The 21738-nt window shown below is 68.3% G+C and carries 21 protein-coding genes; 7 read left to right on the top strand and 14 right to left on the bottom strand.

The features are described 5' to 3' along the window. Positions 1-4 precede the first annotated feature (4 nt). Entirely contained in the window at positions 5-679 is a 675-nt protein-coding gene (locus tag MFM001_RS03955; RefSeq protein WP_116373820.1) for an isoprenylcysteine carboxylmethyltransferase family protein, read from the top strand. A 9-nt stretch (positions 680-688) separates the two neighbouring features. On the opposite strand, the gene glgC is transcribed toward MFM001_RS03955, so the two are convergent. Beyond that, the gene (gene glgC / locus MFM001_RS03960) at positions 689-1903 is read right to left on the bottom strand and encodes a glucose-1-phosphate adenylyltransferase (RefSeq protein ID WP_116373822.1); all 1215 of its coding nucleotides are present in this window, start codon (positions 1901-1903) and stop codon (positions 689-691) included. Positions 1904-2004: 101 nt separating this feature from the next. On the opposite strand from glgC, the gene glgA reads away from it, so the two are divergent. Next, positions 2005-3168 (top strand): glycogen synthase, encoded by a 1164-nt coding sequence (glgA, locus tag MFM001_RS03965; protein WP_116373824.1) that lies wholly within the window; start codon positions 2005-2007, stop codon positions 3166-3168. 3 nt (positions 3169-3171) lie between these two features. On the opposite strand, the gene MFM001_RS03970 is transcribed toward glgA, so the two are convergent. The 7 genes from MFM001_RS03970 to MFM001_RS04000 all read right to left on the bottom strand — a co-directional run bounded on the left by MFM001_RS03970 (position 3172) and on the right by MFM001_RS04000 (position 8644). After that, the gene (locus tag MFM001_RS03970; protein WP_003406247.1) at positions 3172-3339 is read right to left on the bottom strand and encodes a DUF3117 domain-containing protein; all 168 of its coding nucleotides are present in this window, start codon (positions 3337-3339) and stop codon (positions 3172-3174) included. Positions 3340-3507: 168 nt separating this feature from the next. Beyond that, a complete protein-coding gene (locus tag MFM001_RS03975; protein ID WP_116373826.1) occupies positions 3508-4065 on the bottom strand; it encodes a DNA-3-methyladenine glycosylase I in 558 nt (185 codons plus the stop codon). Beyond that, positions 4062-4367, bottom strand: a complete 306-nt coding sequence (locus MFM001_RS03980; RefSeq protein WP_116373828.1) for a DivIVA domain-containing protein — start codon at positions 4365-4367, stop codon at positions 4062-4064. The genes MFM001_RS03975 and MFM001_RS03980 overlap by 4 nt, the downstream gene beginning before the upstream one ends. Positions 4368-4382: 15 nt before the next feature. Next, positions 4383-5345, bottom strand: coding sequence for a glucosyl-3-phosphoglycerate synthase (locus MFM001_RS03985; protein ID WP_116373830.1), 963 nt, complete (start codon positions 5343-5345; stop codon positions 4383-4385). Beyond that, on the bottom strand, positions 5342-6166 hold the full coding sequence (gene folP / locus MFM001_RS03990) for a dihydropteroate synthase (protein WP_192886861.1): 825 nt from the start codon (positions 6164-6166) through the stop codon (positions 5342-5344). The genes MFM001_RS03985 and folP overlap by 4 nt, the downstream gene beginning before the upstream one ends. A gap of 69 nt (positions 6167-6235) precedes the next feature. Next, positions 6236-7993: a long-chain-acyl-CoA synthetase FadD6 gene (gene fadD6 / locus MFM001_RS03995; protein WP_116373835.1), complete on the bottom strand. Its 1758-nt coding sequence runs from the start codon at positions 7991-7993 to the stop codon at positions 6236-6238. A gap of 84 nt (positions 7994-8077) precedes the next feature. Further along, the gene (locus tag MFM001_RS04000; protein ID WP_116373837.1) at positions 8078-8644 is read right to left on the bottom strand and encodes a TIGR00730 family Rossman fold protein; all 567 of its coding nucleotides are present in this window, start codon (positions 8642-8644) and stop codon (positions 8078-8080) included. A 76-nt stretch (positions 8645-8720) separates the two neighbouring features. Here MFM001_RS04000 and MFM001_RS04005 point away from each other — a divergent pair, with 76 nt between their 5' ends. Further along, on the top strand, positions 8721-10802 hold the full coding sequence (locus MFM001_RS04005; protein WP_116373839.1) for an ATP-binding protein: 2082 nt from the start codon (positions 8721-8723) through the stop codon (positions 10800-10802). On the opposite strand, the gene dapE is transcribed toward MFM001_RS04005, so the two are convergent. Further along, the gene (gene dapE, locus MFM001_RS04010; RefSeq protein WP_116373841.1) at positions 10781-11851 is read right to left on the bottom strand and encodes a succinyl-diaminopimelate desuccinylase; all 1071 of its coding nucleotides are present in this window, start codon (positions 11849-11851) and stop codon (positions 10781-10783) included. The two genes, MFM001_RS04005 and dapE, sit on opposite strands and share 22 nt — an antisense overlap. Before the next feature lie 33 nt (positions 11852-11884). On the opposite strand from dapE, the gene dapD reads away from it, so the two are divergent. Continuing rightward, positions 11885-12838, top strand: coding sequence for a 2,3,4,5-tetrahydropyridine-2,6-dicarboxylate N-succinyltransferase (dapD, locus tag MFM001_RS04015; protein WP_116373843.1), 954 nt, complete (start codon positions 11885-11887; stop codon positions 12836-12838). A gap of 69 nt (positions 12839-12907) precedes the next feature. Here the strand turns inward: dapD and MFM001_RS04020 are convergent, their stop codons facing one another. Then, positions 12908-14299: an acyl-CoA synthetase gene (locus MFM001_RS04020; protein WP_116373845.1), complete on the bottom strand. Its 1392-nt coding sequence runs from the start codon at positions 14297-14299 to the stop codon at positions 12908-12910. A 100-nt stretch (positions 14300-14399) separates the two neighbouring features. Between MFM001_RS04020 and MFM001_RS04025 the strand changes: the two genes are divergently transcribed. Together MFM001_RS04025 and MFM001_RS04030 are read left to right on the top strand one after the other, a co-directional pair. Next, complete coding sequence (locus MFM001_RS04025; protein ID WP_116373847.1) at positions 14400-15089, top strand: metalloregulator ArsR/SmtB family transcription factor; 690 nt, start codon at positions 14400-14402, stop codon at positions 15087-15089. After that, positions 15082-15543, top strand: coding sequence for a group III truncated hemoglobin (locus MFM001_RS04030; protein ID WP_116373849.1), 462 nt, complete (start codon positions 15082-15084; stop codon positions 15541-15543). Before MFM001_RS04025 ends, MFM001_RS04030 begins: the two co-directional genes overlap by 8 nt. Here MFM001_RS04030 and ctaD read toward each other — a convergent pair. Next, complete coding sequence (gene ctaD / locus MFM001_RS04035; protein ID WP_116373851.1) at positions 15528-17219, bottom strand: cytochrome c oxidase subunit I; 1692 nt, start codon at positions 17217-17219, stop codon at positions 15528-15530. The two genes, MFM001_RS04030 and ctaD, sit on opposite strands and share 16 nt — an antisense overlap. A 242-nt stretch (positions 17220-17461) precedes the next feature. On the opposite strand from ctaD, the gene MFM001_RS04040 reads away from it, so the two are divergent. After that, positions 17462-18466, top strand: coding sequence for an NAD(P)H nitroreductase (locus tag MFM001_RS04040; RefSeq protein WP_116373853.1), 1005 nt, complete (start codon positions 17462-17464; stop codon positions 18464-18466). On the opposite strand, the gene MFM001_RS04045 is transcribed toward MFM001_RS04040, so the two are convergent. From MFM001_RS04045 to MFM001_RS04055, 3 genes are read right to left on the bottom strand one after another with little or no spacing between them, the layout of a single operon-like run. Next, positions 18452-20152: a GAF domain-containing sensor histidine kinase gene (locus tag MFM001_RS04045; protein ID WP_116373855.1), complete on the bottom strand. Its 1701-nt coding sequence runs from the start codon at positions 20150-20152 to the stop codon at positions 18452-18454. The two genes, MFM001_RS04040 and MFM001_RS04045, sit on opposite strands and share 15 nt — an antisense overlap. Continuing rightward, the gene (locus MFM001_RS04050; protein WP_045385364.1) at positions 20145-20795 is read right to left on the bottom strand and encodes a response regulator transcription factor; all 651 of its coding nucleotides are present in this window, start codon (positions 20793-20795) and stop codon (positions 20145-20147) included. Before MFM001_RS04050 ends, MFM001_RS04045 begins: the two co-directional genes overlap by 8 nt. Positions 20796-20808: 13 nt before the next feature. After that, positions 20809-21564, bottom strand: coding sequence for a universal stress protein (locus MFM001_RS04055; RefSeq protein ID WP_116373856.1), 756 nt, complete (start codon positions 21562-21564; stop codon positions 20809-20811). Positions 21565-21738: the final 174 nt, after the last annotated feature.

Here is a 21738-nt window from a genome sequence, read left to right on the forward strand (position 1 = left end):
TGACATGAAAACCCTTGTGAAGACTGCGCTTTCAGCAGCGCTGGGGCTGACCGCCTTCGGCCTGATGCTGTTCTGGCCGGCAGGCACCTTCCATTACTGGCAGGCGTGGGTGTTTCTCGCCGTCTTCACCGTCTCCACCTGGATTCCCAGCGTCTACCTGATGCGGACCAATCCGGCCGCCCTGGAGCGACGCCTGCGCGCCGGTCCACTCGCGGAAACCAGAGTGCTGCAAAGGATCATCATCTCCATCGCATTGTTGTCGATGCTGGCGACGATTGTGCTCAGTGCGCTCGACCACCGCTTCGGCTGGTCGTCGGTGCCCGCCGCGGTGTGCCTTGTCGGCGATGTCCTGGTCGCGATCGGACTGGGTGTGGCCATGCTGGTGGTCATCCAGAACAGTTATGCCGCAGCCAATGTCACCGTCGAGGCGGACCAGACGGTGATCACCACCGGCCTGTACGGGCTGGTCCGGCATCCGATGTACACCGGCAACGTGATCATGATGGTCGGCATCCCACTGGCGCTCGGCTCGTATTGGGGGCTTCTACTGCTCATTGTTGGCATTGCCGTGCTGGCCATACGAATTCGCGATGAAGAAAAGCTGCTCAGCCACGAGCTGACGGGGTATCGCGAGTACGCCGAACGGGTGCAGTACCGCCTGGTGCCCTACGTGTGGTGAGCCCGCGAGTTAAACCCAGACGCCCTTGCCGACGGCGACCACCCCGCCGGCGCTGATCGCGAACCGTTCGCGGTCCTTCTCCAGATCCACGCCGACCATCTCACCCGGCCCCACCACGACGTTCTTGTCCAGAATCGCGTGGCGTACCACCGCGCCACGCCCGACCCGGGTGCCCGGCATGATCACGCTGCCCTCGACGATCGCGCCGTCGTCGACGACGACGTTCGACGACAGCACCGAATTGCGCACGGAGGCGGCCGAGATGATGCTGCCCGCGCCCACCACCGACTCCTGCGCGGAGCCGCCGTTGACGAACTTGGCCGGCGCCAGGTTTTCCGTCGCACCCCGGATGGGCCAGCGCTTGTTGTAGAGGTTGAACACCGGATGCACCGACACCAGGTCCATGTGCGCGTCGTAGAACGCATCCAGGGTCCCGACGTCACGCCAGTAGGCGCGGTCGCGGTCGGTGGCGCCGGGCACCTCGTTGTCGGAGAAGTCGTAGACCGCCGCCAGCCCGTCGGTGACCAGCCGCGGGATGATGTCGCCGCCCATGTCGTGGTCGGAGTGGTCGTCCTCGGCGTCGGCGCGGATCGCGTCGATGAGCACCTTGGTGGTGAAGATGTAGTTGCCCATCGAGACGAACGTGGTCTCGGGGTCGTCAGGCGTTCCCGGCGGATCGGCCGGCTTCTCGAGGAAACTGCGGATGCGGCCGGAGTCGTCGGAGTCGATGCAACCGAACGCGCTCGCCTCCGCGCGCGGCACCCGGATCCCGGCCACCGTCGCCCCGGCCCCGCTGTCGATGTGGAAGCGGACCATCTGCTCGGGATCCATCCGGTACACGTGGTCGGCGCCGAAAACCACGATGTAGTCGGGGTCTTCGTCGAAGATCAGGTTGAGCGACTGGTAGATCGCGTCGGCGGAGCCGGTGTACCAGCGCGGGCCGAGCCGCTGCTGCGCCGGCACCGGGGTGATGTACTCGCCGGCCAGACCGGATAGCCGCCAGTTCTGCGAGATGTGGCGGTCCAGCGAATGAGACTTGTACTGGGTGAGAACGCAGATCCTCAGGTAGCGGGCGTTGACGAGGTTGGACAGCACGAAGTCGATCAGCCGATAGGCGCCGCCGAAGGGAACTGCGGGCTTTGCCCGGTCCGCGGTCAGCGGATACAGCCGCTTGCCCTCCCCACCGGCCAGGACGATGCCCAGCACGTGTGGCGCTTCCCTCATGGTTCAAACCTATCGGCCGCTTCACGGCGCTGCCAGGGCAATCGTGCGATTGGCAGCGCTGACGGACTGTCCGTCAAGCAATTTGAGCTACCGTGCCGGATATGCGGGTGGCGATGATGACGCGGGAGTATCCGCCGGAGGTGTACGGCGGTGCCGGGGTACACGTCACCCAGTTGGTCGCGCACCTGCGCAGCCTGTGCCGGGTCGACGTGCACTGCATGGGCGCGCCCCGCCCGACGGCGTTGGCGTACCAGCCCGATCCGCGGTTGCAGGGCGCCAACCCAGCGTTGTCGACGCTGTCGACGGATCTGCTGATGGCCAACGCGGCCGCCGACGCCGACGTGGTGCACACCCACACCTGGTACACCGGCTTGGCAGGACATGTGGCCGCCCTGCTCTACGACATCCCGCATGTGCTGACCGCCCATTCGCTGGAGCCGTCGCGGCCGTGGAAGGCCGAACAACTCGGCGGCGGCTACCGGCTGTCGTCCTGGGTGGAACACACCGCGGCGACGGCCGCGGACGCCGTCATTGCCGTCAGCAATGGCATGCGCGACGACGTGCTGCGGGTCTATCCGGCACTGGACCCCAGCCGGGTTCACGTCGTGCGCAACGGGATCGACACCGACGTCTGGTACCCAATCGGGCGCGACCCAAACGAGTCGATACTGACCGAGCTGGGCGTCGACCCGCACCGGCCGGTCGTGGCGTTCGTCGGTCGGATCACCCGCCAGAAAGGCGTTGCCCACCTGCTGGCGGCCGCGCACCGGTTCGACCCCGACGTGCAAGTGGTGCTGTGCGCCGGGGCGCCCGACACCGCGGAGATCGCCGCCGAAGTCACCGCGGCGGTCACCGAACTGGCTCGCAGGCGAACCGGGGTGTTCTGGATCCGGGAGATGCTCCCGATCGGGAAGGTACGCGAGATACTTTCGGCTGCAACGGTTTTCGTGTGCCCATCGGTCTATGAGCCGCTGGGGATCGTGAACCTGGAGGCAATGGCCTGCGCGACGGCGGTGGTGGCCTCCGACGTCGGCGGAATCCCCGAGGTGGTCGCGGATCAGGTCACCGGGCGGCTGGTGCATTACGACGCGAGCGACGCCGCGGGTTATCAGGCCGACTTGGCGGAGGCGGTCAACGCCCTGGTCGCCGATCCGGAGAGGGCGGAGCGCTACGGTCAGGCCGGACGGCAGCGCTGCGTCGCGGAATTCTCCTGGGCGCACATCGCCGAGCAGACGTTGGAGATCTATCGGAAGGTCTGCGCGTAGGGCTCAGCTGGTGACGCCCTTGAGTTCGTCACCCAGTGCGGCGGCTTCGTCGGGCGTCAGCTCGACGACGAGTCGGCCACCGCCTTCCAGCGGTACCCGCATCACGATGCCGCGCCCCTCCTTGGTCGCTTCCAGTGGACCGTCACCGGTCCGGGGCTTCATCGCCGCCATCGAGTGCTCCCTCCAGCTTCGAGCTGGCCCGCCGTCACGGACCCGGTCGGCGCCGGGTACGCGCCACCAGTGGAATCCCGGCCATACCCGGCGTTGAACTGCCAATTCACTCCCCTATTGTTCCCTATCGGCGACGGCGGGGTGCACAAGACCCGGGTTCGACGTGTCTCACGGGGTGATCGGCGGCACAAAACAACTGCGCAGGTGGTCGTCGACCATCCCGGTCGCCTGCATCAGGGCATAGGCCGTGGTCGGTCCCACAAACCGGAAGCCGCGCCGCTTCAATTCGCGCGCCATCGCGGTGGATTCCGCAGTCGCCGAAGGCACTTCGGAGGGATCGGCGGGGCGGGGCCGCGGTGCCGGTGCGAACGACCACAGCAGCTCGGAAAGGTCTTCATCGGCCGCCGCGCGGGCATTGGCGATCGTCGCCTCGATCTTGGCCCGATTGCGCACGATCGACTTGTCAGCCATCAACCGGGCCACGTCAGCGTCGGTGTAGCGCGCGACGGTCTCGATGTCGAAGCCGTCGAAGGCCCGTCGGAAGTTTTCCCGTTTGCGCAGGATCGTCAGCCACGACAGGCCGCTCTGAAACGCCTCCAGGCTCATCCGCTCGAACAACGCCACCCGACCGCGCAGCGGCCGGCCCCACTCGTTGTCGTGGTAGTCGCGGTAGAGCTCGCCGACCGCCCAGCCGCAGCGGACCAGCCCGTCGCCGGCGCGGGTCACTCCGGCTCCTTCTCCTCGGCAACTTGCATCGACGCGAGTTGGCCGCGTAACGAGTCGAGTTCCTGGCCGAGCCGGTCCAGCACCCAGTCCACCTCACTGGTCTTGTATCCGCGCAGCACCTGGGTGAACTTGACGGCGTCGACGTCGGCGCTGGTGACGCCGGAGGCCGGCAGCACGGTCGCCGTCGTGGCGCGCGGCAGCGGCGGCAGCTGCTCGCCGCGGCCGAACAGCAGGCTGGCCACGCCGAACAGCACGATCGCGACCAGGATCAGCACCACCAGGTAGAGCAATACCAATGCCACGGCACCGATATTGCCCTATTGCGCCGACATGCCCCGCGAAGGTCTCTGGTGGCTTGCGATCGCCACGGTGTTCATCGGCGGGCGGTCGGTCAGCGACACCGCCGAGGTGCGTGGGCTGTAGCTGTCGCCGTCGACGAAGAACTGCGTGAGGCCGACGCCGGAGTCGGGGATGCCGCAGCGCGACAGCAGCGTGGCGACCACTTGGCGGCTCATCGGCCCCAGCTCGGCCAGCGGCCGGTTGCGGTGTGCCCGAACCCCGAGGTTGACCTGGGCGATGGCGTCCAGCCCCAGCCGGTCGTAGGTGTCGACCAGCAGGCCGATCTCCACGCCGTAGCCCGGCGCGAACGGCAGCGACATCAACAGTTCGCGGCTGGCGGCGTATTCGCCGCCGAGCGGCTGCAGCACACAGCTCAGCTCGGGCCGCAGCGCCGCGAGCAGCGGCCGGGCCACCAGTTCGGTGACGCGTCCCCCGCCGGTCGCACCCTCACCGTTTAGAGGCCGTCGGTAGAAGCTTTTGACCAGGTGAACGCCGTCGCCGGTGAGCAGCGGGCCGACCAGCCACGGCACGAACATTGGGTGCGGGTCGATCAGGTCGGAGTCGACGAACACCACGATGTCTCCGCTGGTGGCGGCTAGTGAGCGCCACAGCACCTCGCCCTTGCCCGGCCGCGGCGCGACGTCGGGCAGGGCCTGTTCGCGGGTGACGACGTGGGCGCCGGCGGCGATCGCACGGATCTCGGTGTCGTCGGTGGAGCCCGAGTCGAGCACGATCAGCTCGTCGACCAGTCCGCCGACCACCGGCGAGATGGAATCGATCACCGATTCGATGGTGTCTTCCTCGTTGAGGGCGGGCAGTACCACGGAGATGGTCCGCCCGGCCTTGGCCGCCACTAATTCGCCGACGGTCCAGCTCGGGCGGATCCAGCTGCGGTCCGACAGCCAGGTGTCACCCGGCAGGGCAGCGAGAAGCTCGGTCACGCCAGTCCTCTCACTGTCCGGGCCGGCGGCCGTTGGCCGTGGATCGACGCCACCATTTCCAGCACCCGCCGGGTGGGCCCGACTTCGTGCACCCGGAACATCCGGGCACCCGCCGCGGCGGCCAGCGCGGTGGCCGCCAGGGTTCCTTCCAGGCGTTCGGTCAGCTCCACGCCCAGAGTCTCCCCGACGAAATCCTTGTTGGAGAGCGCCATCAGCACCGGCCATCCGGTGTTAACAAGATCTTCCAGGTGGCGCAACAACGCCAGGCCGTGGAAGGTGTTCTTGCCGAAGTCGTGGGTGGGGTCGATCAGCACCCGATCGCGAGCCACCCCGGCGGCGACGGCCTTCTCGGCGGCGGCGGTGACTTCGCGGATCACGTCGTCGACTACGCCGCGGGTGCTCGTTCCGTAGCTGACCCGGAAGGGCCGGGTTCGTGGCGGCGCGCCGCCGGTGTGCGAGCACACCAGTCCCGCCCCGAATTCCGCTGCGACGGCGGGCATTTCGGGGTCGACACCGCCCCAGGTGTCGTTGATCAGGTCGGCGCCGGCGCGGCAGGCCTGCCGGGCCACGTCCGAACGCCAGGTGTCGACACTGATCAGCTGCTCGGGGTAGGTGTCGCGCAGCCATTCGATGAACGGCACCACCCGCGCGGTTTCGGTCGCGGTGTTGACGCTTTGCCCGGGTCCGGCCTTGACGCCGCCCACGTCGACCACGTCGGCGCCGTCGGCGATGACCCGGTGCGCGGCGGACTTGGCCGCGTCGTCGGTGAAGGTGGCGCCCCGGTCGTAAAACGAGTCCGGGGTGCGGTTGACGATCGCCATGATCAGCGGACGATCACCGGCGACCGGGCGGCCGCAGAGCGTTGACTGCACCCGTCTATCGTGCCTGGCCTACCCTTGGGGGCGCTTACCGGCTGCCACCTCGTCGGGGTAGTCGTCGTAGAACGGCACGTAGCCCTCGTCGCGCCCGGCCAGCACGTACAGCGGGTCCTCGATGCCTGGGCCGTAGGCCTGCTCGCGCAGGTCGACCTTGCGGCTCTTGAACGTCGTGGTGTGCTCCATGGTCTCCACCACCCGGACGAACAGCGGAACCGCGTACACCGGCAACCGCTCGTAGAGCGTGCGGGCCAGCGCCTTGCCGTCGAACTCGGCGCCGTCGCGCAGCTTGACGGCGGCCATCCCGGCCCGGCCGCCGGTGCGCGGGATCTCCACACCGAAGACCGCAGACTCCTCGACGGATTTGTCGGCCCCCAGCGCCGCCTCGACTTCGGTGGTGGCGACGTTTTCACCCTTCCACCGGAACGTGTCGCCGAGTCGGTCGACGAACGCGGCGTGTCCCATGCCCTGGGGGCTCATCACGTCGCCGGTGTTGAACCAGCAGTCGCCTTCGCGAAAAGCGTTGCGCACCAGCTTCTTTTCGCTGGCGGCCGGGTCGGTGTAGCCGTCGAACGGCTGCAGTTTGTTGACCGGGCTGATCAGCAGGCCCGGCTGACCGGGCGGCACCCGGCGCACCCGGCCTTTCTGGTCGCGCAGCGGGGCGCCGGTGTCGGGGTCGTACTCGACGTAGGCCAGCGGCAGCGGCGAAATCCCGGTTGTCTTCGGCACATTGAAGATGTTGATGAACGCGGTGTTGCCCTCGCTGGCGGCGTAGAACTCGCACACCCGCTCGATGCCGAACCGGGTGGTGAACTCCTCCCAGATCTCCGGGCGCAGGCCGTTGCCGGCGATCACCCGCACCTTGTGGGCGCGGTCGGTCGGCTTGGGTGGCTGGTTGAGCAGATAGCGGCAGACCTCGCCGATGTAGATGAATGCCGTTGCGTCGTAGGCGATCACGTCGTCCCAGAATTGCGACGCCGAGAACTTCTTGCCCAGCGCCAGCGTCGCGCCGGAGTTGATCACCGACGACACCGCGACCGTCAGCGCGTTGTTGTGGTACAGCGGCAGGCAGCTGTACAGCGTGTCGCTGCTCTTCAGCCGCAACCCCAGCCCGCCGAACGCGGCGAGCGCGGCTAGCCAGCGCCGGTGGGTCATCACGCTGGCCTTGGGGTGTCCGGTGGTGCCCGAGGTGAAGATGTAGAACGCGGTGTCCTTGGCCAGCACCGCCGAGGCCGACGGCGGGTTGCTCGTCGGGGCGGTGGCGGCCAGCCGTTCCATTTCCTCGATGGTCAGCGGCTCGGCGCCGGGCGCGCCGGATTCGGCGACGACGTCGACGAGGTCGGATTCGGAGACCAGCACTTTGGCGTCGAGCAGCCCCAGGCTGTGGGCCAGCACCTCGCCGCGCTGGTGATAGTTGATCATCCCGGCGATCGCGCCGCACTTGACCACGGCCAGCATCATCAGCACCGCGTTGGGCGAGTTGCGCAGCATGATCCCGACGACGTCGCCGTGCCCGACACCGCGCGCGGCCAGCACCGCGGCGTACCGGTTGGCGGTCGCGTTGGCCTCGCGGTAGGTCAGCCGTTGGTCACCGAACCGCAGGAAGACGCGGTCGCCGTAGCGGGCGGCGCGGTCCTGGAACACCTTGCCGATCGACGTCTTGGAGGTGGGCCGGGCGAGCAGCCCGGTCACCACGCCGCGCGCCATCACCGGCAGGTCGGCTACCACACCCGGCACCCGGCTCGCTATGTCGAGCAGCCCGACTTCGGACACTGTGCTTCCCTTCGCTGAACTTGGCGGACAGCCTAGCGGCGATCGCAAGCGCGGCGAAGCCGGGCGCCGCGGGTCGCCGCGCGACTACTCAGCCCGCGCTGCTGGGCCTGGTGCGCAGGCGTCCAGGGCAGCCCCGACCTCGTCGACCACCACCAGCCGGTCCAGCGCGGCCTGCGACACGTACCCGCTGTCGACCAGTCCGTACAGCCAGGCCCGGAGCCCGTCGAAGTGGCCGCTGGGGTCGAGCATCACCACGGGTTTGTCGTGCATGCCGAGGTATGCGCCGGTCCACGCCTCGAACAGCTCCTCAAGGGTGCCGATGCCGCCGGGCAGCGCGAGAAATGCGTCGGCGCGGTCCTCCATGACCTGTTTGCGCTCGCGCATGGTGTCGGTGACGATCAGCTCGTCGGCGTCGGTGTCGGCGAGCTCGCGGTGGACCAGCATTTTCGGGATCACGCCGACGGTCCACCCGCCGCGGGCCCGCGCCGCGGTGGCCAGCGCGCCCATGGCCGAGACGTTGCCTCCGCCCCACACTAGAGTCCAGCCGCGGTCGGCGATCGCCTCGCCGACCTGGGCGGCCAGCGCCAGCAGCTCCGGGTGGGTCGGCCCGGATGCGCAGTACACACAGACCGCCCACTGTTTGCCACTCACACACCGAAACCCTAATCCAGGTGCGTATTTCGGCCTATCGCCGTGCCGTGCACGCAGCGGGCAATAAAATCCGGCGATGCCGACTGGGTGGGTTGCCGCGCCGGCCGAAGCTGTGCTGGATCAGGTCGCGGCCGCCCTGGATCGGTCCGGTGCGGTGCTGGTAGGGCCCGACGGTGTCGGCAAGACGCTGACAGCTCGGGCCGCCGCGGAAAGGTTCACCGCGCGCCGGCCGTCGACGGTTCGGTGGGTGAGGGGCACCCCGTCGCTGCGGATGGTTCCGTTCGGCGCGTTCGGCCACCTTGTCGAGGTGGCCGAGATCGGCCGGCCCGCGGCGCTGCTGCGCGCCGCACACGACTCGCTGGTCGCAGGCGGCAATCTGCTGGTCGTGGTCGACGACGCGCATGACCTGGACAGCCTGTCGGCCGGCCTGGTGTATCAGCTGGCGTTGAAGCGCTCGGCGCGGCTGATCGTCACTGCCCGCTCCGAGACCGAACTGCCCGACGCGGTGGCCGCGCTGTGGACCGACGACCTGCTGACCCGCATCGACGTCGAGCCGACGGACCGGCAGCAGACAGCGGCGCTGACCGACGAGTATCTGCGCGGTCTGGAGGCCCCGGTTCGCGCGGCGCTGGACTACCTGGCCGTCGCGGAACCGCTTCACCGCAGCGACCTGGCGGCGCTGGCCGGTGACGATGCCGTCGGGCGGGGCGAAAAGGCAGGCGCGCTGACCTTCGACGACGACGTGGCGTACGCCGGCCATCCGCTCTACACCGAACGAGTGCGCGCCGCGCTGGGAGCGACCGACGCGCGGGCGCTGCGTACGGCGGTTGTCGGGCAGTTGTCGAGTCGTCCTTCCGACCACGTGACCGACCAGCTGCGGCTGGCGGCGTTGGCGATCGACAGCGATGCACCCTACGACTTTTCGAACGCGGCGCAGCAGGCGCTGCGGCTCGGCTCCCTGGCCCTGGCCGAACGGCTGGCCCGCGCGGCGCTGGACAAATCGGGCGCGCTGGCGCCGCGGCTGACGCTGGGCTACGCGCTGGGCTGGCAGGGCCGCGGCCGGGAGGCCGGCGAAGTGCTGGCCGCGGTGGATCCCGACACCTTGACCGACACCGAACTGATGGCGTGGGCGCTACCGCGGGCGGCGAACCAGTTCTGGATGCTCGACGAGCCGGAGCGCGCCACTGCGTTTCTGCAGACCACCCGCAACCGGGTCTCGTCGCCGACGGCCCGGGCCACCCTCGACGCGCTGGCGGCGACGTTCGCGATGAACGCCGGCACCCCGCTGAGCGCGTTGCGGATCGCAGGCGAGGTGCTGGCGTCACCGCACGCCGACCAGGTCGGCGTGGGATGGGCGGCGTCGACGGCGGCGCTGTGCTCGGCCCGGATCGGGCGGTTCGACGACGTCGAGGCGCTGGCGGGCCGCGCGCTGGCCGGTGAGCATCCTGGCCTGCTGCGGTTCACCAGCGGTTTCGCTCGGGTCACGGCGCTGGTGATGGCGGGGCGGCCGGATGCGGCGCGCACGGTGGCGCAGCGGTACACCGATTTCGCGGAGCTGCAGCAGCCGGGCCGCGCGATCGGCGAGGTGCTGGTGGCCTACGCGGCGATCGCCCAGGGCGACTTCGCCACCGCGGTGTCGCTGCTCGGGCCGGCCGCCGACACGCTGTCGCGGACCGGCTATTCGTGGGGCCCACTGTCTCTGATGCTGCTGGCGCAGGCGCTGGGCCAGCAGGGCGAACAAGCCGAAGCGGCAAAGGTTTTCAGCCGCGCCGAGTCGCGGCACGGCCTGAAGTCGGCGCTGTTCACTCCGGAACTGGCGCTGGCCAAGGCGTGGTCGAAAGCGGCGCGCGGCGACACCACCGCCGCGATCGAGGCCGCCCGCGAAGCCGCGCAGGCCGCCGAGCGCGGCGGGCAGTCGGCGATCACGCTGCGCGCGTTGGCCGATGCCGCCCGGCTGGGCGACACCCGGGCGGTGTACCGCGCCGAACGGTTAGCCGTCGAGGTGAACTGTGTGCTCGGCCGACTCACGCTGGCGCACGCCCGCGCGCTGGCGGCCGGTGACTCCGCCGCACTGGCCGAGGTGGCTGCCGACCTGGCCGACGCCGGGCTGCATCCCGCGGCCGCGGACGCCGCTGCTCAAGCAGAGCTGGTCAAGTAGCGGCGCAGCATCTCGACGGCGGCGGTGATCTGCTCGACCGGGACCCGCTCGTCGCGGCGGTGCGCCAGGTTGGGGTCGCCCGGCCCGTAGTTGACCGCCGGGATGCCGCGGGCGGCGAACCGCGCCACGTCGGTCCAGCCGTATTTCGCGCGCACCCGCCCGTCCGCCGCTTCGACCAGCGCCTTGGCGGCGGGTTTGGAAAGGCCGGGCAGCGCGCCGGCGGCCGAATCGGTCTGTTCGATGCGCACGTCGAGTCCGTCGAGCACGTCGTGCACGTGCTGCAGCGCATCGGAAGGCGACCGGTCCGGCGCGAAGCGGAAGTTGACCGTCACCGACGCCGCATCGGGAATGACGTTGCCGGCCACACCGCCCTCGATGCGCACCGCCGAGAGGCCCTCGCGATAAGTGCAGCCGTCGATCTCGACATCGCGGGCCTGGTATGCCGCGAGCCGGTCCAGTACGGCGCCCAGCTTGTGAATTGCGTTGTCGCCCAACCATGGTCGCGCAGAATGCGCGCGGGTCCCGGTCGCGTGCACGACGACGCGCAGTGTGCCCTGGCAGCCTGCCTCGATGTAGCCGTCGGTGGGTTCGCCGAGGATGGCCACGTCGGCGGCCAGCCAGTCCGGCAGCTCGCGCTCGATGCGGCCCAAACCGTTTGCAGCGGCTTCGATTTCCTCGCAGTCGTAGAACACCAGGGTCAGGTCGTGGGCGGGTTCTGCGACGGTGGCGGCTAGGTGCAGGAAAACCGCGTCACCGGATTTCATGTCGACGGTGCCGCAGCCGTGCAGGATGTCGCCGTCGCGGCGGCTGGGCACATTGTCGGCGATCGGCACGGTGTCGAGGTGCCCGGCCAGCAGCACTCGGGTGGGCTTGCCTCGTTGGGTGCGGGCCAGCACCGCGTCGCCGTTGCGAATGATCTCGAAACCTGACGTCTGGGCTTCTAACGCCGCCTCGACCTCGTCGGCAATGCGGGCCTCGTGCCGCGACTCGCTGGGGATGTCGACCAATGCCGCGGTCAGCTCGATCGGGTCGCCGCGTAGGTCCAGCACGGTCTCAAGGGTAGCCGCCGGGCATCTAGTAGCGTGGCCACCGTGACTGGAGCTTCAGGTATTGGGTTGGCGACGCTGGCCGCCGACGGGTCGGTCCTCGACACCTGGTTTCCCGCACCGGAACTGACCGACGGCGGCGAGAGCGGCACTGTGCGGCTCTCGGTCGCTGAAGTGCCCGACGAGCTGGCCGCCCTGGCGGGCCGCGACGACGATCGCGGCACCGAGACCGTCGCGGTGCGCACCGTGATCGGTTCGCTGGACGACAAGACCACCGACGCGTACGACGCGTATCTACGGCTGCATCTGCTCTCGCACCGGCTGGTCGCGCCGCACGGCCTCAACGCCGACGGCTTCTTTTCTGTGCTGACCAATGTGGTGTGGACGAGCCAAGGGCCTTGTGCCGTCGAGGGTTTCGAGATGGTGCGGGCGCGGCTGCGTCGTCGCGGGCCGGTCGCCGTGTACGGCGTCGACAAGTTCCCGCGAATGGTCGACTACGTGCTGCCGACCGGGGTGCGCATCGCCGACGCCGACCGGGTGCGCCTCGGCGCACACCTGGCGGCGGGCACGACGGTAATGCACGAAGGCTTCGTCAACTACAACGCGGGCACGCTGGGCGCCTCGATGGTCGAGGGCCGCATCTCGGCGGGCGTGGTGGTCGACGACGGCTCCGACGTCGGCGGCGGCGCCTCGATCATGGGCACGCTGTCCGGCGGCGGCAGTGAGGTCATCTCGATCGGCAAGCGCTGCCTGCTCGGAGCCAACTCGGGACTGGGTATCTCGCTGGGTGACGACTGTGTGGTCGAGGCCGGCCTGTACGTCACCGCCGGCACCAAGGTCGCGATGCCCGACGGGACGTCGGTCAAGGCGCGCGAGCTGTCCGGCGGCAGCAACATGTTGTTCCGCCGCAATTCGCTGACAGGCGCCGTCGAGGTGGTTTCCCGCGACGGCCAGGGCATCGCCCTCAACGCCGACCTGCACGCCAACTAACTTCTGCCGCGAGTGTGAACCTCACGACGCGACACGCCGCGACAGCGTCGCGGCTTTCACACTCGCGAATCAGCCGAGCAGCTCTTTCTTGAGCACCTTGCCCATCGCGTTGCGCGGCAGGCTGTCGACGACCCGCACCTCACGCGGCCGCTTGTGCACCGAAAGTTGGCCCGCCACATAGTCGATCAGCGAATCCGAGTCGGCGTCACCGACGACGAAGGCCACAATCCGCTGGCCCAGGTCCTCGTCGGGCAACCCGACCACCGCTGCCTCACGCACACCGGGATGTCCCAGCAGCGCCGTCTCGATTTCGCCCGCGCCGACGCGGTAACCCCCGGACTTGATCAGGTCGACCGACTCGCGGCCCACGATGCGGTGCATACCGCCGGAGTCGACGACCGCGACATCCCCGGTGCGATACCAGCCGTCGGCGTCGAATGCCTCGGCGGTGGCGTCTGGCCGGTTCAGGTAACCGTCGAACAGCGTCGGCCCCCGAACCTGAAGGCGCCCAATGGTTTCCCCGTCATGCGGCACAGGGCCGCCGGCCTCGTCGACCAGCCGGGTCTCGATGCCGGCCAGCGGCAGGCCCACCCAACCGGGGCGGCGTTCGCCGTCGGCCCGGGTGGACAGCGTGATCAGCGACTCGGTACTGCCGTACCGCTCGACGGGCGCGTGGCCGGTGAGCGCGACCAGCCGGTCGAACACCGGCACCGGTAGCGGCGCGCTGCCGGACACCAGCAGCCGCGCCGGTCGCAGCGCCTCGGCCGCGGCCGTGTCGGCGACCACCCGCGACCACACCGTCGGCACACCGAAATACAGCGTCCCGCCCGCCTCGGCGTAGCCCTCAGGCGTCGGTTTACCGGTGTGCACGAAGCGGTTTCCCACCCGCAGCGAGCCGAGCAGTCCCAGCACCAGGCCGTGCACATGGAACAGCGGCAGGCCGTGCACCAAGACATCGTCGGCCGTCCACTGCCAGGCTTCGGCCAAGGCGTCGAGGTCGGCCGCGATCGCCTGCCGGCTCAGCTGCACCCCCTTGGGCGGGCCGGTAGTGCCCGACGTGTAGATGATCAGCGCGGTGGACTCCGGCGCCGGCTCCGGATAGCGGTGCCACGAACGGGCATGCAGCCGCACCGGGACGTGCGGCAGACCCTCCGGCTCGTCGGGGGTCTCCCCCAGCCATGCCTGCGCACCGGAGTCGGTGAGGATGTGGCGTCGCTCGGCCTGCCCGACGTCGGCGGGCACCGGCACCACCGGCACGCCGGCCAGCAGGCAACCGGTGATCGCCAGCACGGTCGGCGCACTCGGCGTGGCCAGCACCGCGACCCGGCCCGCACCGCCGACCCGTTCGGCCACCGATGTCGCGGCGCCGACCAGGTCGCTGCGGCTCAACGTGACGCCGCCGATGCTCACCGCATCGCCGAGATCGGTCGCAGCGGCGGGGTTCAGCGAGGCCAACAGCACGTGAGCGAGGTTACCCGGCGAGAGAGCCGCTGCAGGACGACGGACAGGCTAATATTGAGGAATAATATCCTCTAAAACAGGCCTGAGGGGGAGCACGCGAGTGGACGACAAGCAGCAGGCCCGGCCGGCGCACCGGTGGCCGCGCAACCGCCAGCGCGAGCGGGTTCTTCACCTGGTCCGCGAGCACGACGGGCCGATCGACGCGGCGGAACTAGCTTCGCAAATGGGGCTGCATGTGACCACGGTGCGGTTCCATCTCGACGCGCTCTGCGACCAAGGCGTTGTCGCGCGCACCCGAATCGCTTCGAGCGGCGTTGGCCGTCCTCGCACCGGCTACGTCTCCGTGCAGGGCCAGTTGGACTACCAAGCGCTTGCCGAGATCTTGGCGCTGGAACTCGGCGACACCATCGAGAAGCGCCGCCGCCGCGCCGAACATGCCGGACGGCGATGGGCTCAACGCCTGACCGCCGGCTCTATTAGCGAAGTCGATGAGCCCGGGACGGCTCTCGACCACCGCTCGGCGCGCACCGCGGAGATCTTCGAGCGGATGGGATTCGGGCCCGAACTGACCCGGCCCGACGACCCTGCCGTACGAACCATCCGCCTGCACGCCTGCCCGGTACGCGAACTGGCCGCCGCCCGCCCCGAGGTGGGGTGCGCCCTGCACCGCGGATTGCTGGAAGGCCTGATCTCCGAGCCGAAAAGCGAGGCACGATCAACGTTGCGAGCCGAGTTGGAGCCCTTCGTCGGACCGGAACTTTGCGTCGCCAGGGTGATCGCCCGTGACTGACGTACAAGCGCTACCAGACCAAGCATGCGCAGATCTGGCCGATCGCAATGACATTGAGGCGTTGCTGCGCCGGTTTTACGGTCGGGTACTCGTCGACGAAGTCCTCGCCACGCCGTTCAGCGAAGTGCGGGAAGTCACCGGACTGGACGCGCATATTCCCGTGATGTGCGACTTCTGGGAGACAGTGCTGTTTCGGGCCGGACTCTACAAGGGCAGCGCACTGAACGCCCACCGACATGTCCACCACCGCACGGCATTGTCCGCCCGCCACTTCCTGCGGTGGCTGGCCACATGGAACAACACCGTCGATGAAATGTTTTGCGGCCCGGTTGCCGAGCAGGCGAAAGTTCAGGCCGCCCGGATCGCCTGGGCGATGCACCGCCGGCTGACCGGCGGTGACGCGCCCGAACTCGACGCCATGCTGAACGCCGCACGGCCTCAGCGTCCGACGTAAAGCTCGGCGCGCAAGCGCCGCATCATGTGCGGATAATGCAATTCGAATGCCGGGCGCTCCGAACGAATGCGGGGCAGCTCGGTGAAGTTGTGCCGCGGCGGCGGGCAGCTGGTCGCCCACTCCAGCGAGTTGCCATACCCCCACGGGTCGTCGACCGTGACGACCTCGCCGTAGCGCCAACTCTTGAACACATTCCAAACGAACGGCAACATCGACGCTCCCAAGATGAAAGCGCCGATCGTGGAGACGACGTTGAGCCCTTGGAAGCCGTCACTAGGCAGGTAGTCGGCATACCGACGCGGCATGCCCTTGTTGCCGAGCCAGTGCTGCACCAAAAACGTGGTGTGAAAACCAATTAGCGTCAACCAGAAATGCAGCTTGCCCAACCGCTCGTCGAGCAGCCGACCGGTCATTTTCGGGAACCAGAAGTACACGCCGCCGAACGTGGCGAACACGATGGTGCCGAACAGTACGTAGTGGAAGTGCGCGACCAGGAAATACGTGTCGGTGACATGGAAATCCAGCGGTGGGCTGGCCAAGATCACCCCAGACAGGCCGCCAAGCAAAAACGTGATCGCAAACCCGATCGAGAACAGCATCGGTGTCTCAAACGTCAACTGGCCCTTCCACATGGTGCCGATCCAGTTGAAGAACTTGATTCCCGTCGGCACGGCGATCATGTAAGACATGAAGCTGAAGAACGGCAGCAGCACGGCACCAGTGGCGAACATGTGGTGCGCCCATACCGCCGTCGACAGCCCCGCGATCGTCATTGTCGCGTAAACCATTGTGGTGTAACCGAACAGCGGTTTGCGGGAGAACACAGGGAAGATTTCGGTGACGATACCGAAGAATGGCAGCGCAACGATGTAGACCTCGGGATGGCCAAAGAACCAGAACAGGTGCTGCCACAGGACGGCTCCACCGTTAGATGCCTCATAGATGTGGGCGCCCAGGTGCCGGTCATAGGCAAGCCCGAACAGCGCCGCGGTCAGCAGCGGGAAGGCCATCAGCACCATGATCGAGGTAATCAGGATGTTCCAGGTGAAGATCGGCATCCGGAACATCGTCATACCAGGCGCGCGCATGCAGACGACGGTCGTGATCATGTTGACCGCGCCCAGGATCGTGCCCAACCCCGCGACGATTAGACCCATGATCCATAGGTCCCCTCCGGCGCCTGTGGAGTGGACGGCGCCACTGAGCGGCGTGTAGGCCGTCCAGCCGAAGTCGGCTGCCCCGCCCGGGGTGATGAATCCGGAAACGGTGATCAACGCCCCGAACAGATACAGCCAATAACTGAGCGCGTTCAGCCGCGGGAAGGCCACATCGGGCGCGCCGATCTGCAGCGGCAGCACCAGGTTGGCGAAACCGAAGACGATCGGAGTGGCGTACAGCAGCAGCATGATGGTGCCGTGCATGGTGAACAACTGGTTGTACTGCTCGTTTGATAGGAACTGCAGGCCCGGCGCGGCCAGTTCGGCGCGCATCAGCAACGCCATCAGCCCACCAGCGAAGAAAAATGTGAACGTCGTAACCATGTACATGACGCCGATCAACTTGTGATCGGTGGTGGTCACCAGCTTGTAGAGGAGAGTCCCTTTGAAGCCGGCCCTCGGCGGGTAAGGCCGAGCCGGGGCCAACTCCGTGACGGGACCGGCTGCAAAGGCGGTCACACCGTCTCCCGGATGCGCAGACACTCCATGAGCCCGCCCTTTCGCCGAGGCCGACGCCGTCATCCTTCGGGCTTTATAACGGACTATACTACTCTAAATACGCTGCCGGACCACCCGGCGACAGTCAGGATCCCAAGGCACAAAGTCCTTTCGAGCCAAGGCCTTCTTGCTCTGGGCGGCGCGACGACCGCGCGGGATCCTAAGAGTGGCAAAACCTCTGCGAGGAACGAAGGTGACGCCCGATGAACACACCCTTCCCGGGCACCGACACCATCCGCACGGTCCTGACGTTGGCCGCCCGCGCGCCGTCGATCTACAACTCCCAGCCGTGGCGCTGGCAGGTCACCGACGACGCGGTGCATCTCTACGTCGACCCCGATTTACAGCTGCCCAGCACCGACCCCGACGGCCGCGATCTGATGTTGAGTTGCGGTGCGGCGCTGAATCATTGCGTGATCGCGCTCGCGGCGATGGGCTGGCGGGCCACGGTAGAGCGGTTCCCCGACCCGGACAACCCCGATCACCTGGCGACAATCCGTACGTGCTGCCGCGACGTGGAGCAGGTCGACGTCATGCTGGCTGCCGCAATCCCGCGACGCCGGACCGATCGGCGAATTTACAGCGCCTGGCCGGTGGCCGCGGGCGACATTGCGCTGATGGCGGCGCGCGCCGCCCGCAGCGGGGTGATGCTGCGGCGAATCGACACCGTCGACCGACTCAACCAGATTGTCGCGCAGGCGGTCTGGCGTCACGTCACCGACTATGAGTACCTCGCCGAACTCACCGCGTGGAGCGGGCGGTACGGCTCGGTGAAGGGCGTACCGGCACGCAACACACCGGCGCCCGATCCCACCGCGGCGATACCCGGACGGCTGTTCGCGGGTCCCGCGCTGGCACAGCCACCCGGCGTGTCACCCGCCGACGACAACGCCGTCATACTGGCCCTGGGAACCCAGACCGACGACCGGCTGGCCCGGCTGCGTGCCGGCGAAGCAACCAGCGTGGTGTTGTTGACCGCGACGGCGATGGGATTGGCCAGCTGCCCGATCACCGAACCGCTGGAGATCACCGAAACCCGGGCCGTGCTGCGCTCGGATGTCTTCGGCGCCAGCGGATTCCCGCAGATGTTGCTTCGAGTGGGCTGGGCGCCGGTGAACGCGGACCCGCTGCCGCCGACGCCCCGGCGCGCAGTCGACGACACCGTCGAGTGGGCCGGCACCGGGCACCCCGTGCTACTGGCCCACTAGCGGCGCCGACCATCGCAACACAGTTCCCTCGGGCGAGCTTTCGACGGCGAACGCACCGCCGGCTTCTTCTGCGCGCCGACGCAGGTTGGTCAAGCCGCTCTCGGTGAGATTGTCCGGCATCCCGCACCCGTCGTCGCTGACCTCGATGCGCAGGTCGTCGTCGACAGACACCTGCACGGTCAACGCGCTCGCGTGGGCATGCCGGGCCGCGTTGCTGACCGCTTCGCGCACAACGGCTTCCGCGTGGTCGGCCAACGCCGCGTCGACCACAGACAGCGGCCCGGTGAAGTGGACCGTGGTGCGCAGCCCCGAGCCCGCGAACTGTGCCACCGCCTCGTCGATCCGCTGCCGCAGGCGGGTCGTCCCGGACGAGGCGCCCTGCAGGTCGAAGATCGTGGTGCGGATCTCCTGAATCACCGCTTGCAGGTCATCGACGGCATCGGAGAGCCGTCGCCGCACTTCGGAGTTGCGCGCCCGCGGGACAGCGCCCTGCAGTGACAGGCCCACCGCGAACAGTTGCTGGATGACGTGGTCGTGCAGGTCGCGGGCGATCCGGTCTCGTTCGGTCAACACGTCGAGTTCCCTCATCCGCCGCTGCGAACTGGCCAACTGCCAGGCCAGTGCCGCCTGATCGGCGAACGCGGCCATCATGTCCCGTTGTTCGTCGGTGAAAGGGGCTGCCTTGTCGGCCCGGAACACCACCACCACGCCGACGACGGTGTCGGTGGTGCGCAGCGGCAGGACCAGTGCGGGCCCGGCGTCCGTGACGCCGTCGAACGTGACGCGCGGCAACCGCTGCGGCGAGCGTTCGGTGAACACCTGCCCGACCGCGGTGCCCGCCACCGGAACCGTTTGGCCCCCAGCAGGCTTCGCGGCATCGCCGACGGTTTCGACCACCAGAAGCTCCGCCACGTCCGCGGCAGGCTGATCCTCGTCGACGGGAATGGCCACCAGCGCGGCTTCGGCGTCGGTCAAGTGAAGCGCCCTTTCGGCGATCAGCCGGAACACCGTCGCCGGCTCGGCGCCGGACAGCAGTTCGGTGGCGATGTCGCGGGTCGCCTCGATCCACGACTGTCGCGCTGTGGCCTGCTGATACAGCCGCGCGTTCTCGATCGCGATGCCGGCCGCCGCCGCCAGCGCCTGCACCAGAACCTCGTCGTCCTCGCTGAACCGCTCCCCGTCGGCCTTCTCGGCCAGGTACAGATTGCCGAAGACGCGATCGGTGATACGGATCGGCACACCGAGGAATGTCCGCATCACCGGGTGGTTGGCCGGGAATCCGACCGATGCCGGGTGATCGGCGATGTTGTCCAGGCGAAGGGGCCTCGGGTCGTCGATCAGCAGGCCCACCACGCCGCGGCCTTCGGGCAGTTGCCCTATGCGCCCGAAGGTTTCGTCGTCGATGCCCTCGTAGACGAAGCCGACGACGCGATGCTCGGGGTCGTGCACCTCCAGGGCGCCGTATTGCGCGTCGACGAGGTCGGTGGCGGTGTGCACGATAGTGCGCAACGTGGTGTCGAGCTCCAGCCCGGAGGTGACGGCCAGCATCGCCTCCATCAGCCCGTCGAGGCGGTCGCGGCCCTCCACGATCTGGCCGACCCGCTCTTGCACCTCGACCAGCAGCTCACGCAGACGCAGCTGAGAAAGAGTGTGGCGCAACGGATGTGGACCCTGGCGTTCAGCCATTGCTGTCGCTCCGCGGCCGCTGCAACTTGGCCGCGAAGACCGCGGCCTGGGTTCGGCGCTCCATGCCCAGCTTGGCCAGCAGCCGCGACACGTAATTCTTGACGGTCTTCTCGGCCAAGAACATTCGGTCGGCGATCTGCCTGTTGGTCAGGCCTTCTGCCAGCAGTCCCAGCAATACGCGTTCCTGGTCAGTCAGGTCGGACAGCGGATCGGGCTCCGCGGCCGCCCCGCGCAGCTTGGCCATCAACGCCGCCGCCGCACGGTTGTCGAGCAGCGAACGCCCGGCCCCGACATCCTTGACGGCGCGGGCCAATTCCATTCCCTTGATGTCCTTGACGACGTAGCCGCTGGCGCCGGCCAGAATTGCGTCGAGCATCGCCTGATCGGAGGTATACGACGTCAATATCAGGCAGCGCAAGTCGGGCATCGCGGAGAGCAAGTCTCGGCACAGTTCGATCCCGTTGCCGTCGGGCAGCCGAACGTCGAGGACCGCGACGTCCGGGCGCGCCGCAGGGATTCTGGCCATCGCTTCGGCGACGGAGCCGGCCTCACCGACGACTTGAAGGTCGGGGTCGGCGCCCAGCAGGTCGATCAACCCGCGCCGGACCACCTCGTGATCGTCGACCAGAAAGACGCTGACCAACCGCGGTCCCTCCCTACAGGTTGCTGCACGGCACCGTGAGCACCGAGCATCCGACGCGACCCACGTCGCCGCGGCCGCTCACGAATACCTCGGCGAACCCGGTGTTCTTCGCCAAATAGTCGCAGAGGGCGCCGCGAACCACCATCGGCTCGACTTTCACGTCGGGATACCGCCGTGTCCAGCGGGCGATCTGCCGGTTCAGTTGTGCCCGGACCAACCGGCTGCCGTCGGCGATGTCGTCGGGCGCCTCGGCCCGCCAGGTGCCGACCGTGCGCAGCACTGCGCCCCGCAGCCTCGCCTCCTCGAACGCACGTCGCAGCACCACACCATTGTCTGCTTCGACGACGACGCTGCGGGATTTTGGGGCCCCGGACTGCGATGCGCGGATGACCGCCACCGGGCAGCGGGCCGAACCGGGCAAAGCTGCCGCGACGGAACCGACACCGTGGCATGCATGCTTGGTCCCGATCGAACCGACACAGACCATGACCGCCGTCCGCGACTCCCGGGCCAGTGTGGCCAGCGGCTCGCCGCGCAGGATCTCGGTTTCGACCTTGACCGGCTGCCCGGAGGCCTCGGCCGCCCGCTGCGCCTCGTTCAGCGCCACCCGGGCGTCGGCGAGTTGACGGTGATCCGCGGTGACATAAATCAGGCGCAGCGGAACGTCCCGGCTGACGGCCTCGTCCACCGCCCAGACCGCTGCCCGCAACGCCGCCCGCGACCCGTCGACACCGACCACAACCGACGGGGCGACTCGAAAGTCATTCATCGCGACCCCCTTACCGGGCCAGCGGATTTTCCGATACTCACGTTAGGAATCGAAACGGCGCGTTTTCAGGGCCGTTGGTCACCGATTGCCGGCCATTGGTCCCCTCTGCCGAAGAATTCTCCGTTTCTGAAAGCCCCAGCGGGTTAAATACCGGGCAACCTGTCCGCCGCCAGA

The organism is Mycobacterium sp. MFM001 (genome assembly GCF_003402475.1).
Classification (GTDB): domain Bacteria; phylum Actinomycetota; class Actinomycetes; order Mycobacteriales; family Mycobacteriaceae; genus Mycobacterium.